The sequence below is a fragment of the Clostridioides sp. ZZV14-6150 genome (assembly GCF_020657875.1).
Lineage (GTDB): Bacteria > Bacillota > Clostridia > Peptostreptococcales > Peptostreptococcaceae > Clostridioides.
Window position 1 is genome coordinate 69,519 of the sequence record NZ_JAGWDA010000015.1, and the last position, 19,262, is coordinate 88,780.

The following is a 19,262-nucleotide window of genomic DNA, read 5'->3' on the forward strand; positions in this document are numbered from 1 at the left end:
TCCCCTCTTCTAGTAAAATTTAATTTAATAAGTCATTATCGTTTTATTTACCTTATTTTCTATTTTTCTATTATCTCTTTTATTATATTATAAATAATATCTAAATCATCTTTACTTACACTTCTTATATCAACCTCTATCTTGCCTTCATTAGCCTTATAATCTCTAGTGTATATGGATATCTCTCCACCTCTAAGCTCATTTATAATTTGTTGTATTGATTTATTTATTATATCTTCATTAAAATTAATTTCTCCACGCAGTATTTCTCTGCCCGCTGAATCTCTAGTTATATTAGCACTTATCCCATTTAGAGTATTTATCTTGTCTATAAATGGATTTAGCTTATCCTCCATTTCTTTTAAAGTTACTTTATCATTATTTATATATCTCTCAATTGCACATGTTAAACCTACTATATTTTCTTTTCCTATTTTCATAGCTCTTCCAATACCCTTTGATTGAAGCTTTACATTATCTATATATTTTTTCTTACCTATTACTAACCCTGAACTAGGTCCCTCTATAGCCTTTGCGCCACTGTATATCACTAAATCTGCTCCTAGTTCATAGTATACTTTTAAATCTTCCTCTGCCGCTGCATCTACTATTAAAGGTAAATTGTATTCTTTGGCAACTTGTACTGCATCTAATACGCTTAGCATACTCTTTTGAACACAATGATGAGATTTAATATACATAATTGCCGCTGTATTGTCATTTATCTCTCTTCTTATATGTTCCTTGTTGCACATATTAGCATAGCCAGCCTCAACAACTTCTCCTCCTCCAAGTCTTATCATTGTTTCTACTGGGACTCCATAGTCAACATTATGCCCTTTTGGAATTATTATTTCCCTTTTAACTTGCTTTTTAGGATTATTTATATTGTAAACTAGACTCATATCATCCCTTGCTATCATTGCACCTACACTCTGTGCAATTCCAGCAGATGCACTAGAAACTATTACTGAACTTTCACACTCTAATAAATTTGCTATATATTCACCTGTTTTATTTACAAGTTCTTCTACTATAAAGAAATTTTTACACCCTTCACCGATTGCTTCAATAACTTCCTTATCTAATATTGACACCCCTAGTATAGTCATCTTACCTGAGGCATTTATAACACGTCTTACAGAGTACTTTTCAAATACACTACTCATACAATATTCTCTCCTTCCTATTCATTCTCCTTTGTAGACTCACCTATATTCAAATACTCTCCATTAATTACTACCGCTCTTGGCTTTATGGACGTATTTGTGATTACTGACTTATTCAAAGAATCTTGAAGTTCTTTTTCTTCATTCACCACGTCAAATATAGTTAAATCAGCATCATATCCTTCTTTTATTAAACCTTTATTTTTCAAGTTTATTGCATTTGCTGCATTTTTAGTAACCTTATTTATTATATCTTCAAGTGAGTAACCCATATATATAAACTTTTCCATTGTTGTAGATAAGCTATATACTGGACCATTTATTCTATTTTTAATATATATATCTGTACTTATGGTATCTGGAAAAAGTCCCACATCCTTAGCTTTCATTGCAACATCCATACTAAAACTTTCTGTTCCATGACCTACATCAAGGATTATACCTCTTTCTCTAGCTTCTATAATTTCCTCTTTAATCTTATTACCTTTTAATATTCCATTTGGTTTTCCATTATATATATGAGTTAATATATCTCCTTTTTCCATATAACCTAATATATCCTCTATAGTTGGAGGAGAACTTCCAAAGTGAACCATCATAGGTAGATTAAGTTCTTTTTTAATTCTTTTAGCTAACTTCAAAGGTTCAATTCCATTTGAAATTACAACACTTTTACTCATTCTAGCTTTGATTCCAACAACAAAATCTTTATATTTTTTAACTGCATTTTTAAGTTCATCCTCATCAATGTTCATCATATTTGAAAGTTCATCTTGAGATGTTATTCCCTGCTTAGCAATATTTATTAAAGCATACACGTTTGTTTTGTACTTTTTAGTATCCTCATAAAATTTCTCTATATCTAAAGCACCTGTTGTCCCTGTATCTACTACAGTAGTAACTCCACTTTTTATTCCAACCTCATCAGGATAATCTTTATAAATCTCTAACCTTTCGTAGCAGTGTGTATGTATATCTATCCACCCTGCGCTAATAAATGTCTTTCCGTCTAGGTTTATAATTTGGTTTGCCTGATACTTAGAATCATCTATCTGATTTTTTACTTCTATTATTTTATCATCTAATATAGCTATATCAATTATACTTTTATCTACTGTTTTTCCACCTTTGATTAATATGTCTATCTTCACTTTACTCTCCCTCTAAAACAAGCTTAAATTTACTCCAAGGTTCAATAAAGTCCAAAAGTATTATTTCATCTTCTGTTATTCTGGCAACCTTATTTTTTCTTTCATCTTCACAATCTTGAAGTATCAACTGTAATTCCCCTTTATACTTTCCAAAGTCATCATTACCAATCACTACATCTCCTCTTTTAAAGATGCCCGTATTATCATGTTTAGGGAAATTTTCTTTAGCATATTTTTTTCTTACCTCTGTAGATCTTGCTACCTGATTAGTTATGTCCCCTCTTCTAAAGTGTTGCTCATTTACTATTATTGTTTTTTCTACTTCAGAAGTTTTTTCCTCAGCTACTACACTAAATACAACTTGATATTTATTTACTTCAGACATTCTTTTTAATTCATCTTCACTTGCATATGCATTTCCTACAATAACATCATCAATCAAACCAGTTGCGAATAAGTGCTTAGTTGCTGTAGCTATATCTAAATTTCTATGCATTTCAAGTGTGCACAGTCCATCATTTATATTCCAAGGTCCTATTGTTGCGTATTTTGAATTAACAAAAGCGGCAGTTCTTATTCCATACTTTTTAAATCTATTTGAACATCTTACAAAGAAATCATATGGCAAGCCTGTACCCCTTTGAGGATAAAAATTGTGACAACCATATATATTATTTACATTTGGCTTGTAAGTAATTATATTATCTAAGTACGCTACATCATTACTCATATTTAGCTCTACTTTTAAATCATATGGATTGAAAGAAATCATAGCTTCTTTACTTCCATCATATCCATAGTCAAGTCTTATTCCACTAGCACTTAACTCATTAAAAAATGTTAAATCATCATAAGATATTTCTAATATATCAAATATATTTGGAGCTATATCAAGGATTACTTCAAATCCTAAGTCTCTTGAATAAGTTATAATCTCTTTAAAATGTTTTTTAACCTCTTCCTTTGGTCTTGTAATTGAAAGCATACACATAAATATTCTTTTAAATCCATACTTTGAAGCCATTTTTATATATGTCTTATCATCTTCCATATTACTATGCTCTGGATATACTGATATTCCTAATCTTCTTTCCATCTTTCTCCTCCTAAAATTACACTTTTTTTGATATATAAAATAAAAGTGAAGATAATTCCTCCTACCTTCACCTTTAATAATTTGTAAGTTTTTTCTATATTATATACAGTACAAAACTTCTATTATATGTATTTTTATAAACTTTCACTCATTTCTTTTTGCTCTCTTTGTAATTGTTGCTTTTCAAAAACCTTGAAGAATGGATAATAAACAACAAATGATATCGCAAAGTTGATTAATACTAAGATACCTGCCATTATACTCCAGTTAGTACTCATTACTGCTGCTATTGGTGCTGGCATTGCAAATGGTAATCTTGCTACCATCATAGGTATAATACCTGTAATAGTAAGAACATACGATAGAACTGTCATTATTATAGGCCCAATTATAAATGGTATTCCTAGTATTGGATTCATAACTATTGGTGCTCCAAATATTATAGGTTCATTTATGTTAAATAATCCTGGTAAAAATCCTAATCTGCCTAAACTTTTTAGGTATTTTGACTTAGAAAACATAAACATTACAACTAATGCAAGAGTAGCTCCTGCTCCTCCTATCCATACATACCATTGTAAAAATTGTTCTGTAAATATATTTGGCATTGCATGAGCTGATACTCCTTCTGTGAATGCAGTTATATTTTCTGCTATAGACATATCCCATATAGGTCTTATTACTGGACCCATTATAGCTGGACCATGTATTCCAAGTACCCAGAATACTGTTATTAAGAATACTGTTAGTATTCCACCACCTAAACTATTTCCTGATAAGAATCCTTTTAAAGGTGATAACATAGCACTTAGTGCTGAACTTATATCAAATCCTAATATATGTCTTATTACCCAGAATAACATTAGTACTACTGCTGTTGGTAATAATGCAGTAAATGAGTTTGAAACCTCTAGTGGCACCCCTGCTGGCATCTTAATTGTAATATTCTTTTCCTTCATGAAACGATATATCTCAACTGTAATTAATGATGTTACGATTGCTCCAAATAATGATGGTGAATTAAGTTTCGCCATATCCATCCATCTACCAGCTTCTATAACTCCCCCTACTGGTTCAACTACTTGAGTTGGAACTATTGTAGAAACTAAAAATGCCATAACTGCAAGCATCCCAACACCTGTTGTGTCTAGATTATAACTTTTAGCAAGTGACGACGCTATTCCAAAAGTAGCGTATAGAGATAAAAATCCTACAGTATATCTAAACGGTATATCTAACGTTTCTCTGAATGGAGCTATAAAATCCATATAAGCATCAATAGGTATGTTTAATAATATTGTAAAAAATGATCCCACTATCGTTAGTGGTAATGTTGCTATTATACCTGCTCTTACAGCTCTCATATGTCTTTGATTGCTTATCTTCGCTGCTACAGGCATAATCTTACGCTCTAAAAAACTTGCGAATTTTTCCATAGTTCCCCCCTATATTAGTGATATTCCCCTTTATTTACAACACAATAACGATTTCATGATGAAAACTAATTTTTATGCAATTGATAATATCACTTATTTGATTAATAAGATTATAACATTATAATCTTTAATTGTAAACATCATAATGTTATAATCTTATTTATTTTTATAAAATAAAATCCTGAGCATATTATCATTTTAATAAACTCAGGATTTTTATTATATTATATTTCATATTTAATTACATAATTTTGTACTTCTGTATTGTATCTTGCAAATGATAACTCAACGATACTATCATTCTCATCATAGGTCTTTCTCTTTCTTCCAAGTAATGTGTCTTTTTCTAGATTTAGAGCCTTTGATACTTCCAGTTCTGATTCTTCTATAAAAAATTCATCTTCAAACCTAGTTATATTTATATCTCTCCTATATAAATACATATATAAAGAACTTTCATTATTAAAACTTTCAACAGTTAGATTTTCGTCAAAAGGTATATAATGAGTAAAATATATATATGGTTTACTATCCAAGTAATACATTCTAGTAATCTTGCTACATTTTTCTCCAAATATACTAAATACTTGTGAGTTTGTATCATTTATAATTTTTTCAATTGAAATAGTCTCTTTAGATAACTTATGACCTTTAGATAAAAGTATGCTTGAAAAAGAATCTGCCTTAGATAGCTTATTAAAAAGACTATTGCTTATTACTTTTGTCCCTTTTCCACTCTTTTTCTCTACATATCCTTCTGATTCTAATATCTCAATAGCTTTTCTAACAGTAATTTTACTAACCCCAAACTCTTGCTCTAACTCTCTTTCTGTTGGAATATTTTCATCGATTTTATATTCATTATTTAATATTTTTTGCTTTAATATCTCTACGACTTGTATATATAATGGTTGATTTTTTAACATGATTCACCTCTTAAATTATATGTTATAATATTATAACATATAATCTTATACTATTAATAGTAAATATACATTAACTTTAAACTCAATATAAAAAGAGTCCTCAAAATAAACTTAGTGTACTACACTTCAATTATTGAACCAACATTCTAACGATTGGTGTGCAGTACATAATTTATATTTTTAGAACTCTTTCATTTTATTCTCTTTAATTTTTATTTATCTTGTAACCTCAAATGTAAGTCAACTATTTCCTCAGCTAACTGTTGAAAATTCATACCATTCATTAAGTGATCTTGTGCATGTACAAGTATAACACTCATTTCAGTCTTATTCCCACTAGCTTCATTTTGTATTAATTCTGTTTGGTATCTATGCGCCTTATTTATAACTTCCTTAGACTCTTTTAATAATTCTTTTGCTTTTTCTATGTTTCCATTTTTAGCTTCTTGTATTGCCTCAAAAGCTAATCCTTTACCTTCACCTGCATAGCCTATTATACCAAAAGAAATCTCTATAATCTTTTCGTCCATCCCTTGATTCTCCCAATTTATATATTAAAAATACGTTATATTTTCTATTACTTAGCGTTGTTAAGTTCTATTGCTCTATCTAAAACAGCTTTTCCATTAACTGTACCATAGTGCATCATATTTATAACCTCTACTGGTATATTATGTGGCTTAGCTATTTCCTGAGCCTTAGACAATACATATCTAACTTGTGGCCCTAATAATAAAACATCACATTTTTCTATTTCATTTTGTATATTTGATTCTGGTATTGCCCAAATTTGTGACTCTATACCGCTTTCTTTAGCTGCATCTTCCATCTTAGTAACTAATAAACTTGTAGACATTCCCGCTGAACAAGCCAACATTATTTTTATCATATATTTACCTCCAAATTTTTATTAACAATCAACTTAAACATTATAATGTTATAATATTTTATTTAATTCTACCTCAAATGTAATATACTTTCAATACTTTTTTATTATTTTAATATTATTAATTGCTAAACTGAAAAAACCGTATCACTTATTTGTGATACGGCTCACCATCAACAATCAACTCACAAAATTTATATAGAAGTATAAATCATACCATCTAAAAAAACACCTCTTTAAATTGAATTTTATGTATCTTATATTTATTTGGTTCAGTTGTATCAAATCTATTTAGTAATTTGTATTATTATAGTTTTTGTTTACAATAAAAGAATCTGATTATTTTTGCTAATTCTTTTGGTGAATCGGTATTTACCTCATGTCCAGCATTTTTCACAAATTGAATTTCTGATTTTATTATACCTTTAGCTATATTACTTGTAGCTTTTTTATTTGCTTTATCTTTTTCTCCACATATAACCAACACAGGGCATGAAATATTTTTTAGATTTTCACTAAAATTTAAATTCATCATTGAATTTATTAATTCAATAAAATCTTTCTTTCTAAGTCCCATACCCTTAAAAGATTTCTGAGGTATAAATCTAAAAATAATATTTTGAAGTTTGAGTAATACTTTTGGCATTTCATATTGTGTCGCTATCAATATCAAGGATTTAACTTTTGAAGGATTATCTATCGCATAATTTAATGCAAGAACTCCCCCCAATGAAAGTCCACATAGGTTTAAAGGTTCCGAAAAATCATCACAATACTGTGAAAAGGATTGATATAGATTCGAATACGTTACATCTCCCTCTCTTAGAAATAAAGATAATTCTGGACATATAAGCCTCTCTTGTCCTCTCATATAAGAAATTACTTTATCCCAACTTGATGAATTTTGTCCAAGACCATGAATTAATACATACTGCATTATATACTTCCTTTCTACCAATTTATAATTCGTTGTTATATTTTATTAATAATTTAATATTTTGCTATTGGATATTAGTTATTCAAACTCCCCCCTTTTATAAAAAAATAAATTATAGGTTGTAACTATACAACTTTCTATGTAAATGCTTTAGAGCTACCTATTTTTATCAAATTAAATACAAATTTTATTATAAGTAACTGTATATCATTTCACATATAAAAAATAAAACCGTATTACTTACTTATGATACGGTTCTCCATTATTTATTCTATAAGCCCTATAAATCTGCTCTAACAATATCAATCTCATCATCTGATGAGGAAAAGTCATCCTAGAAAAAGACAATCTATAATCAGCCCTAGCTAAGACCTCACCAGAAAGTCCTAAAGAACCTCCTATTATAAAACAGATACTACTATTTCCTCTAACTGCTAAATCACTCATGGTCTTAGCAAGTTCTTCAGAAGACAAATTCTTTCCATCAATAGCCAAAGCTATAACATAACTATTATGCTTTATCTTCCCTAAAATTCTCTTTCCTTCTTTATCTTTTATAATTTCCATTTCCTTGGCACTTAAATTTTCTGGAGCTTTTTCATCATCTAGCTCTATAATTTCCAACTTACAATACTTAGAAAGTCTCTTTCTAAATTCATCAATACCTAACTTTAAATATTTTTCTTTAATTTTACCTACTACAACTATACTTATATTCATATACTTCTCCTAAACTTAATCTTATTACAAATTTATATACTAATATAACTTACAAATCATTAGAAAAGTTATTTAGCAAGTGCTCGATTTGCATAATCTATAAACTCCTCAAAAGGTATAGATTTACTATAATAATATCCTTGATATATTTCACATCCTAGGCCATACAACTTATCTCTCTGATTTAAATTTTCAACATACTCCACGATTATATCAAAATCTAGGTTTTTTGAAAGATTTACAATAGACATTATGATTTCACTACTTCTTTTGTTTATAAGTATCTCTTTAACAAGAGAGCCATCTAACTTAACTATATCAAAATTATTATTTTGAAGGTATATAAGAGAACTATGTCCCATTCCAAAATCATCCATAATAAGCTTTATTCCTAAGTCATGTATCGCATTTATACGTTCAATGATTATCTGGGAGCCTGACAGTGCAACTTGCTCCGTGATTTCTATGCCAAGCATATTAGGATTGATATTCTTATTTTCAATTATATTTTTTATTTGCTCTGGCAAATTAGGGTCATTAAGTTGGTCTGGAGATATATTTACAGAAAATTTAATAGGATTTATTAGTAAGCTTTCACTTTTCTTTAAATCAATACAAGCTTTATTAATAATATACTCTCCAAGTTCATCTAAAAAACCTTCTTCTTTAGCTAAAAGTATAACAAGTGGTGGATAAATAAATCCCCCTATTGAATGTCTCCATCTAAGTAATCCCTCTGCCCCTACAACATTTCCATCATAATTAACTTGCGGTTGGTAAAAAAGCTCTATTTCTTCCTTTTTCATAGCAAACTTTAAATCCGATGCTAGCATTTTTGAGATTGAACCTATTTTTCCACTGTGATTTAAAATATTTGGTTGTTCTCCTGTTAATTCACACTTCTTTACTAAATTTGTTAAGTTTTCTATATTATTTTTGAACATGTAAATATATCTATTTTGTGACATCTTTATAAATGGAATATAAATCATAACTCCTACACACAAATTAAACAATTGCAACAAACTTCCTCTTATTGAGTCCGTAGCCATATATCCACTTAAAAATATCGGTGATGTCCACTCTACAGCAGAAACTGTACAAGGTACAAGCCCTGTAGCCATAGCTACATAACTTGTAATTGTTAGAATTATAGGTGTAATTATAAAAGGTATGAACATAATATAGTTAAAAACAATCGGAATCCCAAAAACTAACATTTCATTTATATTAAAAAGAGCTGGTATTGAAGCAATTTTAGCCAGCTTCCTTACATTTATACGCTTCTCACTAAGAAAAATGGCAATTACTAAACATAACAAAGCTCCACATCCACCCAATAAAACCATTGTATCAAAAAAAGTCTTAGTAAAAATTTCTGTTGGTAATTGATTATTGTTAACTAAATTTATGTTAATTGCCATTCCATTTTCAAATAAATTTTTTGCAACTGTATCAAGTACGTTGCTCCCATGAATACCAAAGAACCACATAAAATGCATTAGAAATATAAACAGCAAAGCACTCATAAGGTTTCTTCCCATACTCTTAAATATATTTGAGAATAAATTATAAAATATATCTTGAAAATTCGAACTTCCAATTAGATTTATTACTATTACACGCAAAATAGAAAATAAAAATACTACAATTATGAAGGGAATTATTGCTGAAACAACCATATTAAAATCAGCATCTGCCCCTTCTGTATGAAATTTTACACTTGTAATAAACGATTCTGTGAGCTTTACAAATAATATAGAAGACGTTATGGAAACAATAATAGCTGTAAACAACCACTTTGTTTTAAATATTTCCACATAAGAATCCAGTTCATTACCATGTGAAAACACTAAAAAAGAACACATTGCAACGATAGGAACAAGTACTGTATACTTGCTCCCATAGATTTTTCCATAGCTATAACTTATCGTCAACAATATTATCAATGAGATAATTCCTAAGGTAGAATCATTTATAAATGTAAGAATATTTGAAATTTCACCATTAAATAAACTTGCTATATATTCTTGATAAATTTTTATTGGAAGATTCAAAATAACAAGAGCAATTGAACCAGTCATAATAGCAGGTATTGCTAAAATCATCCCTTGCTTTATAGAATATAAGATTTTATTATCCTCAACATTTTCGAAATTTCTTTTTAGCAAAGTTATTCACCTCTACTTCATCTTATAAACATTAGAAACATCATTACGTGATAATACATCTAGTTTTACATCCTGCCCAACTACTATATCATTTGATGCTAATACTCCTTTTGAAGTTTCATATGCCAATTCTGGAAAATTATTTTCTTTACTTAAATGTGCTAATAATATAGATTCTGTACCTTTATCAATAAGTTCAACACAGAAATTTGCTGCATCTTCATTAGATAAATGTCCAGTATTTGACATTACCCTTTTCTTTAAAGCATATGTATATGAACCCATCATAAGCATATTAGGGTCATAATTTGATTCTAATACCACTAATTTAGATTTATATAGATGTTTTTTTATATTTTCAGTTATACACCCTATATCAGTAGCTATAGACATTTTTTCATCGTTTTCTGTATAGAAATTATATCCAACTGGGTCAGCTGCATCATGTTCTATCGAAAAAGGCCTTACTATAACATCTCCTAATGAATAAGTTTTATCATTTTCAAAGACCTTCATATTTTTATCCTTAATATTACCAAGCTTGTCTTTCATAGAACACCATGTCTTTATATTAGCAAACACTGGTATATCAAACTTTCTTGATAATATCCCTGCCCCTTTTATATGGTCAATATGCTCATGAGTTATAAATATCCCTTTTAATTTATCTGAATCTACTCCAATGTCTTTAAGACCTGTAGTTATTCTCTTTCCACTTAATCCTGCATCTACTAGTATATTAGTATTTTTATATCCTATATAGTGGCAATTTCCACTACTACCACTTCCTACTGAACAATACTTTAGCATTATTTCACCTCTTTTTCTGCCTTATAAATTATATTATACCAAAAAAACAGAGTATTAAATAAAATTTAATACTCTGTACGAAATTTACTTGTATTCACTTATAATCTTATTTATATCTACCCCTTTACTGTTCCATAACTCTACAAAGGCTCTTCCATTAGCATTTTTATGTTTGTATTTATTATAATACTCATTTAGTGTTTCAAAGAATACCTTATCCCCAACCTCTTTTCTTACTTCATTAAAAGCTGTTGCTCCTTTTGTATAAACATTTAAACTGTATTCAGTAGAATTCTTATACTCATTTGATGGTTTAAATATGTTTTCACTCAAATAACTCTTTGTTTGTATTTGCATAGTTTTTATAAGTTTATTTGCCATTTCCTTCCCATATTTTTGTTCAAAATAAACTATTGTAGAGTATTCAGTAAGAGCTTCATCTAACCAAGGTTCACTTATTTCATCGTTTCCAACAGCAGAATACCACCATTGGTGCGCTGTTTCATGTGCTATAACATACTCAAGCAAAAACTCATTTTTTTCATTATATAAGCCTTGGTCTATCATAACAAGCATAGGATATTCCATGCCACCTATAAAGAAATCACTTGCTACAACAGAATATTCTTTATATGGGTATTTGCCAAACAACTCACTAAATATATTTATTGAATCTTTTGCAATCTCTGTTGCTCTGCTAGAAAGCTTCTTATTTAAATTGTATGTACTAATAGCTACTCCCTTTGAATCTACTTTATTTACATCAAATTTACTACTTAATATAAACGCAAAGTCCCTAACGTTTTCAGCCTCTATTTCATACAACATTTTCTTGTTATCATGTTTATCATTAACAAGTTTACCTGTATGAGCAATCTTATACTTATTTGGAATCAATAGTTTCACATGAAAATCACTAGTTTCACTATAAAATGGGTCTCCAATAGTTTCATAACTCTTTATATTCCATCCTCTTTCATCATTAACACAAGCTATAGGAAACCAATTAGTAATATTTATAGTGTTTTCTCCATATCCAAATCTTCCCACTGAGTTTGGTATTTTTACATTATATTTTATATCCAGTGATATCCTTTCATTTGGCTTTAACTCTTTTCCTAATTCTATTTCTAATATATCATTTTTATCTCCTTTGATTTTATATTCCATTTTACTACTATTATTTAGTATGTTTTTTATATCTATATATCCTTCATTGAATCCATTAGGATAGGCTCTTGTCATCTCATCTTTTTCAAAAGGAGCAAATTCTTTTTTAGAAAAAGCATTCGGATATATATGGAAATATATTTTATCCATATTTGATTTTGTATTATTTATGTACTCAACACTCTGATTACACATTAACCTCTTAGTTTCATCATCAAATATAACATCCATATTATATTGATTTATCTTTGAATTAGATTTTTCTTTGTATGCTTCTAAACTGTCATCCTTTTCTATGAAGCAACCTATTATTAGTACCATAAATAAAATTGCTACTGATAATGTTCTTCTTACTTTTTGGTTGAATTTTATAACCAAAATATCTCCTCCTTTTTAAAATGAATACTTTTAGAAAATATTTACATGCTAATCTTATGACCTTTTATTTGTTTACAACCAAATGTAATACAAAAAATGATATAATTTAATCTGAGGTGATAAAATGTTTTTCAAAGAAAGCAATGAAATAGATTTAGGTGAAATCACTATTCCCAATATCTTTATAGATATATTTATGCCAATGGCGGACGGGTTATACGTAAAAGTTTATCTTTTAGGCTATAGACAGGCATGTGATATTACTTCTAATCCTAAGTTTGACAATAGCTCAATAGCCAAGAACCTAAATATACCTTTGTCTGATGTACTATCTGCTTGGAAATTCTGGGAAGAAAAAAAGATTATAAAAATACATGACAATGGAGAATCTGATAATTTTAATTATTCAATAGAATTTTTAGATTTAAAGAATTTCTATATCGAAAATATATTAGGTAATAATTCATCTGTAAAATCTAATACAGATAAAGTTGTATCTACTTCTGAAAATCCAAGTATTAGAAAGATGTTCAATTCTATAAATAAAATAGTTGGTCGATATCTTGACCCAAGCGAAAAAATAAGTATTATGGATGTAATGAATAAATACAACATGGGCCCTGATATGATACTTTGTGCTTATGAATATGTTAAAGATAAAACTGGTACATCTAAACCAGTTAAATACATCGAAGGCATTATTAGAAACTGGTATGATTCAAATTTATATACCCCAAAAGATGTTGAAGATAGCTTCTTAATTAGAAGCGAACGATATATTTTATATAAAACTATTTTCAATGAATTGGGATTTTCAAGACAAGCAACGAAATCAGAAAAAGAACTTATGGATGCTTGGTTTGATAAATTTGACATGGATATGGACTTAATAGTAAATGCATGTTCTAAATCTAAGAATATACCAAACCCAAGTATATCTTATATAAATGGAATAATTAAAAATTGGCACGAAAAAAATATAAAAAATTTAAATGATTTAAAGCAAAAAGAGGAAGAACGTATAGTTAAGGAGAATATTAATAAAAAGCAGATTAATACTACTCAAAACAACAATACTTACAAGAAAACTAAGTTTCATAATTTCAACGAAACATTTACTCAATATACATCTGATGAACTCGATGAAATTATTAAAAAAAGTCAAAAAGAAAAGTTTAAGTAGGTGATTAAATGAATGAAGATAAAATAAGAAAAATACTGGCTAAATATGCCAATAAAAGAGATAAAAATGAACTACTCTTAGAACATAGAAAAAATGAAGTCTATAATAGGATTCCTGAGATAAAATCTATAGATGATGAGATTTCTAAAATAGGTCTTAACTTAGCTAAAACAGTTCTTTTGAATCCTAAATCTAAAGATGAAATTGTAAATGAGTCTAAGGAAACTATAGAATCTTTAAAATTGAGAAAAGAAGAACTTTTACTTAAAAATAATATATCTCTTGATTACTTAGAAATAAAGTTTCAATGTGACTCTTGTAAAGACAAAGGATTTTTACCTAATGGTGAAAAATGCTCTTGTCTAAAACAAGAAATTGTAAATGAGGCTTATAAAATGTCTAACTTAGATAGAATTTTAAGTCAGGAAAATTTTTCGAATTTTAACTTGAATATATTTTCTCCTAAGAAGAGTCCCGATGGAGAAATCTCTCCAAGAGAAAACATGTTAAATAATCTAAGTATCTGCGAAAATTTTGTTCATGACTTTAAGGTGGATAATAATGAAAACCTATTGTTTTATGGTTCTACTGGACTAGGTAAAACATACATGTGTAACTGTATTGCAAAAGAATTGTTAGACAAAAGTAATGTTGTAATCTATCAAACTTCTTTTAGAATTTTAGATATTCTTGAAGACTATAAATTTAGAAGAGACCCAAACAATCAAATAAGTGAAGAAAATTATAAAAACTTGTTTGATTGTGATTTATTAATAATAGATGACCTTGGTACCGAACTTAATAATTCTTTTACTAGTGGAGAGATTTTCAATATTGTAAACACAAGACTTGTTACTGGTAAAAAAATTATTATATCAACCAACTTAACACCATCTCAAATAGGAAATACTTATACTCAAAGAATTCTATCTAGGATTTTAGACAAGTTTAGAATTTTAGAATTTACTGGAGATGATTTGAGATGGGAGAGATTCAAATAAAGTAGCCCTTAAAAAACATTTTTTTATTTTTAAATAGAGAGGTAAGAACATACTTGCTTCTCTGTTTAAAACTTATACTAAATAATCATATTGTCCTTTCAGTTTTTCTAATTATATTTCTAATATACTAAACCTTTATCTAGTTTGTAATTTTTTATATATTAATATCATATCTTAATATATTGTATTATTTAAATTTATTATAGTGCATTTATAGACTATGTTTCTAAAGCTATGATATTGTATAATATTTAAAGAGTTGATTATAATTACAATTAATTTTTGATGCAATTAAAAAAAAGATACCTAAAAGTATCCTGTAGCATAGAAAATTATGTTAATTTACATTTATGTATTTTGTGGAGCTGGTGATAGGAATCGAACCTACAACCTGCTGATTACAAGTCAGCTGCTCTACCGTTGAGCCACACCAGCATCTATAGTATTTTTCATCTAAAAACTGGTGGGACTAACAGGGCTCGAACCTGTGACCCCCTGCTTGTAAGGCAGGTGCTCTCCCAGCTGAGCTATAGTCCCATATTGGTGACTCGTAGGGGAATTGAACCCCTGTTACCGCCGTGAAAGGGCGGTGTCTTAACCTCTTGACCAACGAGCCATGATTTGGTGATCTATCCGCGACTCGAACGCGGGACACCCTGATTAAAAGTCAGGTGCTCTACCGACTGAGCTAATAGACCACATTTTTTCGACTTTTTTCGTCGTTTCTTTCACTCACAAGTTATATTATAACTGCTGTATAACTTTTAGTCAACAGTTTTTTTATTTTTTTTAGCATATAATTAAAATAATACTGAATCATTGATTTTCAACAAAATTCTCTAAATAAGACATCTAATTTAGGGTATAAATTCGACCTTAATTTTATTTAAAATATACATAAATAATTTTAGCTCAATGTAAAAGAGCATCTCTAATAATTATAAACATTATCTTGAGATACTCTTTTTTAATCATTTATAATTTAAATCACTTACTTAAAATACTAAGCAAATATATTTTTTCTTATTATAGTTTGAGCTCTATTAGGCCCAACAGAAACCATATCTACACTTACTCCAATCAACTCTTCTATTTTAGCAATATATTTCTTTGCATTTTCTGGAAGGTCATCAAAATTGTCTACTTGAGTTATATCTTCGTTCCATCCATCTAACTCTTCATATATAGGTTCACATTTTGCTAAATCATCTAATGAAGCTGGGAAATCTGTTATTATTTTATCGCCCATTTTATAAGATGTACAAACTTTAATTTTGTCAAATCCAGTTAACACATCTAATAGCATAAATGAAATACTAGTTAATCCATTAACTCTAGCTGCATATTTTACTATAACAGCATCAAACCACCCACATCTTCTTGGTCTACCAGTAGTTACTCCAAATTCATGCCCTTGTTCTCTTATCTTATCACCAGTCTCATTTATTTGTTCTGTAACAAATGGACCTTCTCCAACTCTTGTAGTGTAAGCTTTTACTATACCAACAACATCCTTTATCATATTTGGTCCTATACCTGCACCAATAGCAAATCCTCCAGATATTGGATGAGAAGATGTAACAAATGGATAAGTTCCTAAGTCTAAGTCTAATAAAGTACCTTGTGCTCCTTCAAATAAAACTTTTTTACCTGCTTTTACCGCATCATATACAATAACTGATGTATCTGCTACATATTTCTTTATTTGTTCTGCGTACCCAATATATTCATTATATATAGCTTCAAAATCAAATAATTCTTCTTTTCCGTATATGTTTCTAACTAATTTGTTTTTAGCTTCTATCTGAGCCTTTAATTTTATAGCAAATTTATCTTTATCCATTAAATCACATATTCTGATTCCAGATCTCTCTGTTTTATCCATGTAGCAAGGCCCAATACCTTTTTTTGTCGTACCTATCTTTAAATCGCCTCTAGCTTCTTCTGATAATGCATCTAGCTCTTTATGGTATGGGAATATAACATGAGCTCTATCGCTAATTTTTATGTTTTCTGTATTTATATTATCCGCTTTAAACATTTCTAATTCTTCTAAGAATCCTTTAGGGTCAAATACTATTCCATTTCCGATTATGTTCACTGTCTTTGGATTTAAAACTCCAGATGGTATTAAGTGTAATGCATATTTTTTACCTTCAACAACTAATGTATGCCCTGCATTATTTCCACCTTGTCCTCTCACTACTACATCTGCTTGAGTAGCAAGATAATCGATAACTTTACCTTTACCTTCATCTCCCCATTGAGAACCAACAATTGCAACTGTTTTCATGTAATTCACCTCTATATTTTATATACTCTCGAACGCTTTACTTATTTATTCTATCAAATATTCGTATTTTTTTCAACTTTTTTAGCGTTCTCCAATATTTAACAGATACTCTTCTATTTTTGAAAAGTCATTTATTTCTTTAATTTCTGTGCTATTTTTTATAACTTTTTCTATAAACTTATCCACGTCTAAAAGTTTTTCTAATTTACATATGTTAATTATATTTCCAAAGTTTGTATTAGTCATGTTTATATAATATTGATTGTCCACAATACTAGCATAAACAACAATTGATTCTTTTAAATTACTATCAACTATCCTAAACAAGTTTATTTCATCAAGTACTTTAATTATATTGGGATATATATATTTTAAGCTTATTTTTTCCATATTGTTCCTCCTAATAATTAACATTTATACACAGATAAAGCAAGCCAAAAGCTTGCTTTATCTACTTATTCACACTTATCAACAGGCTATCTGTGGATAGTGTGGATAAGTTTTTAGCTAAATTTCAAGGTTTAGACATATTTAGTGACATGTATCCACATTTTTCCTGTAGAAAGAAAGGATGTTCTGTGGATATTAGTTAAATTATAGGTCTCTCAACTTATCCCCAAATCTTTGAACTTCACCAAGCCAAACTAGTTCCACAGAACCAGTTTCGCCATGTCTATTTTTTGCTATTATTATTTCTCCTATATTTTTACTCTCAGAATCAGCATGATAGTATTCATCTCTATACAAGAACATAACTATATCTGCATCCTGCTCAATTGCTCCAGATTCTCTTAAATCAGATAACATAGGTCTATGGTCTGCTCTTTGCTCTGGTGCACGTGATAACTGAGATAATGCTACTACAGGACAATTTAATTCTTTTGCTAATACTTTTAATGACCTTGATATTTTAGATATTTCTTGTTGTCTACTTTCATTATTACCTTCACCTTCCATAAGTTGAAGGTAATCTATAAGTACTAAATCTAGACCTTTTTCTATCTTTAACTTTCTGCACTTTGACCTTAATTCTGATATTTTTATACCAGGAGTATCATCGATGTGTATTTTTGCATCTGACAGTACTGCCATTGCATCTATAATCCTAGGCCAATCATTATCATTAAGTGTTCCAGTCTTTATCTTTTTTAATTCTACACTAGATTGCGAAGATAACATACGTTGTACTAACTGTTCTTTGGACATCTCTAAACTAAATACAGCTACAGAAGCATCTCCTTTTAAAGCTGCATTTTGTACTAAATTTAAAGAAAAAGCAGTTTTACCCATTGCAGGTCTTGCGGCAACTAATATTAAATCTGTTCTTTGAAGACCATTTATTTTTTTATTTAAATCTTTAAAACCAGTAGTTATACCAGTTACATCGCTTTTATTGGTATATAATTTTTCTATCATATCATAGGCATCCATCAAAACTAAGTTTATAGATTTAAAATCGTCACTAGTTTTTTCCTGTGATATATCAAATATCCTCTTTTCAGCTTGTTCCAAAACATCTTCAATTTTTGTTGCTCCACTATATCCTAGATTTATTATTTCATTAGATGCTTTTATAAGCTTTCTAAGTACAGACTTTTCTTTTACTATGTCAGCATAGTATTTTACATTTGAAGTTGTTGGCACTATTGTAGAAAGACTTGTAATATAACTGATTCCTCCAATATCATTAAGATGCCCTTGTTTTCTTAGCTCTTCTGTCAATGTGATTAAGTCTATAGGCTCACCTTTATTGCTTAAAGTTATCATACATTCATATATTATTTTGTGAGCTTCTTTATAGAAGTCATCAGGCCTTATGGTTTCTGTAACTGTTATTATAGCATCTTTATCTAGCAGTATAGAACCTAATATTGATTGCTCTGATTCTACACTATGAGGAGGAATTCTCGTCATGTCTTCCATCTTTATCACCTC

General features: G+C 29.0%; 17 protein-coding genes and 4 tRNA genes. 2 read left to right on the forward strand and 19 right to left on the reverse strand.

Annotated features, from left to right (window positions below; all coding sequences use genetic code 11):
• Positions 1 to 59: 59 nt before the first annotated feature.
• From KGF41_RS16135 to KGF41_RS16190, 12 genes are all read right to left on the reverse strand, one after another.
• Positions 60 to 1,169, reverse strand: coding sequence for a DgaE family pyridoxal phosphate-dependent ammonia lyase (locus tag KGF41_RS16135; protein WP_227828596.1), 1,110 nt, complete (start codon positions 1,167 to 1,169; stop codon positions 60 to 62).
• Positions 1,170 to 1,186: 17 nt separating this feature from the next.
• Entirely contained in the window at positions 1,187 to 2,320 is a 1,134-nt protein-coding gene (locus KGF41_RS16140; RefSeq protein WP_227828595.1) for an amidohydrolase/deacetylase family metallohydrolase, read from the reverse strand.
• A 1-nt stretch (position 2,321) separates the two neighbouring features.
• A complete protein-coding gene (locus tag KGF41_RS16145; protein ID WP_227828594.1) occupies positions 2,322 to 3,416 on the reverse strand; it encodes a MupG family TIM beta-alpha barrel fold protein in 1,095 nt (364 codons plus the stop codon).
• Between the two features lie 134 nt (positions 3,417 to 3,550).
• Positions 3,551 to 4,852 (reverse strand): PTS sugar transporter subunit IIC, encoded by a 1,302-nt coding sequence (locus tag KGF41_RS16150; protein ID WP_227828593.1) that lies wholly within the window; start codon positions 4,850 to 4,852, stop codon positions 3,551 to 3,553.
• Positions 4,853 to 5,076: 224 nt separating this feature from the next.
• The gene (locus KGF41_RS16155; protein WP_227828592.1) at positions 5,077 to 5,778 is read right to left on the reverse strand and encodes a GntR family transcriptional regulator; all 702 of its coding nucleotides are present in this window, start codon (positions 5,776 to 5,778) and stop codon (positions 5,077 to 5,079) included.
• A 212-nt stretch (positions 5,779 to 5,990) separates the two neighbouring features.
• A complete protein-coding gene (locus KGF41_RS16160; RefSeq protein WP_227828591.1) occupies positions 5,991 to 6,308 on the reverse strand; it encodes a PTS lactose/cellobiose transporter subunit IIA in 318 nt (105 codons plus the stop codon).
• A 47-nt stretch (positions 6,309 to 6,355) separates the two neighbouring features.
• Entirely contained in the window at positions 6,356 to 6,667 is a 312-nt protein-coding gene (locus KGF41_RS16165) for a PTS sugar transporter subunit IIB (RefSeq protein WP_227828590.1), read from the reverse strand.
• 304 nt (positions 6,668 to 6,971) lie between these two features.
• Positions 6,972 to 7,601 carry an alpha/beta fold hydrolase gene (locus tag KGF41_RS16170; protein ID WP_227842994.1) on the reverse strand — a complete coding sequence of 210 codons (630 nt, stop codon included), beginning with the start codon at positions 7,599 to 7,601 and terminating at the stop codon, positions 6,972 to 6,974.
• 240 nt (positions 7,602 to 7,841) lie between these two features.
• Complete coding sequence (gene rlmH / locus KGF41_RS16175) at positions 7,842 to 8,321, reverse strand: 23S rRNA (pseudouridine(1915)-N(3))-methyltransferase RlmH (protein WP_227856982.1); 480 nt, start codon at positions 8,319 to 8,321, stop codon at positions 7,842 to 7,844.
• A gap of 68 nt (positions 8,322 to 8,389) precedes the next feature.
• Entirely contained in the window at positions 8,390 to 10,492 is a 2,103-nt protein-coding gene (locus tag KGF41_RS16180; RefSeq protein ID WP_227856983.1) for an EAL domain-containing protein, read from the reverse strand.
• 12 nt (positions 10,493 to 10,504) lie between these two features.
• Positions 10,505 to 11,302, reverse strand: a complete 798-nt coding sequence (locus tag KGF41_RS16185; RefSeq protein ID WP_227850635.1) for an MBL fold metallo-hydrolase — start codon at positions 11,300 to 11,302, stop codon at positions 10,505 to 10,507.
• An 84-nt stretch (positions 11,303 to 11,386) separates the two neighbouring features.
• On the reverse strand, positions 11,387 to 12,850 hold the full coding sequence (locus KGF41_RS16190) for a M1 family metallopeptidase (RefSeq protein WP_227828583.1): 1,464 nt from the start codon (positions 12,848 to 12,850) through the stop codon (positions 11,387 to 11,389).
• Positions 12,851 to 12,974: 124 nt separating this feature from the next.
• Here KGF41_RS16190 and KGF41_RS16195 point away from each other — a divergent pair, with 124 nt between their 5' ends.
• Together KGF41_RS16195 and KGF41_RS16200 are read left to right on the forward strand one after the other, a co-directional pair.
• A complete protein-coding gene (locus KGF41_RS16195) occupies positions 12,975 to 14,033 on the forward strand; it encodes a DnaD domain protein (protein ID WP_227828582.1) in 1,059 nt (352 codons plus the stop codon).
• 8 nt (positions 14,034 to 14,041) lie between these two features.
• Positions 14,042 to 15,034: an ATP-binding protein gene (locus KGF41_RS16200; protein ID WP_227828581.1), complete on the forward strand. Its 993-nt coding sequence runs from the start codon at positions 14,042 to 14,044 to the stop codon at positions 15,032 to 15,034.
• Positions 15,035 to 15,394: 360 nt separating this feature from the next.
• Here the strand turns inward: KGF41_RS16200 and KGF41_RS16205 are convergent.
• The 7 genes from KGF41_RS16205 to dnaB all read right to left on the reverse strand — a co-directional run bounded on the left by KGF41_RS16205 (position 15,395) and on the right by dnaB (position 19,250).
• Positions 15,395 to 15,469, reverse strand: a tRNA-Thr gene (locus KGF41_RS16205).
• Positions 15,470 to 15,495: 26 nt separating this feature from the next.
• Positions 15,496 to 15,571, reverse strand: a tRNA-Val gene (locus KGF41_RS16210).
• Positions 15,572 to 15,575: 4 nt separating this feature from the next.
• Positions 15,576 to 15,650, reverse strand: a tRNA-Glu gene (locus tag KGF41_RS16215).
• Between the two features lie 6 nt (positions 15,651 to 15,656).
• Positions 15,657 to 15,732, reverse strand: a tRNA-Lys gene (locus KGF41_RS16220).
• Positions 15,733 to 16,037: 305 nt separating this feature from the next.
• Positions 16,038 to 17,327 carry an adenylosuccinate synthase gene (locus KGF41_RS16225; protein WP_227828580.1) on the reverse strand — a complete coding sequence of 430 codons (1,290 nt, stop codon included), beginning with the start codon at positions 17,325 to 17,327 and terminating at the stop codon, positions 16,038 to 16,040.
• 81 nt (positions 17,328 to 17,408) lie between these two features.
• On the reverse strand, positions 17,409 to 17,717 hold the full coding sequence (locus KGF41_RS16230; protein WP_227828579.1) for a hypothetical protein: 309 nt from the start codon (positions 17,715 to 17,717) through the stop codon (positions 17,409 to 17,411).
• 204 nt (positions 17,718 to 17,921) lie between these two features.
• Positions 17,922 to 19,250 (reverse strand): replicative DNA helicase, encoded by a 1,329-nt coding sequence (dnaB, locus tag KGF41_RS16235; RefSeq protein ID WP_227483326.1) that lies wholly within the window; start codon positions 19,248 to 19,250, stop codon positions 17,922 to 17,924.
• Positions 19,251 to 19,262 lie beyond the last annotated feature (12 nt).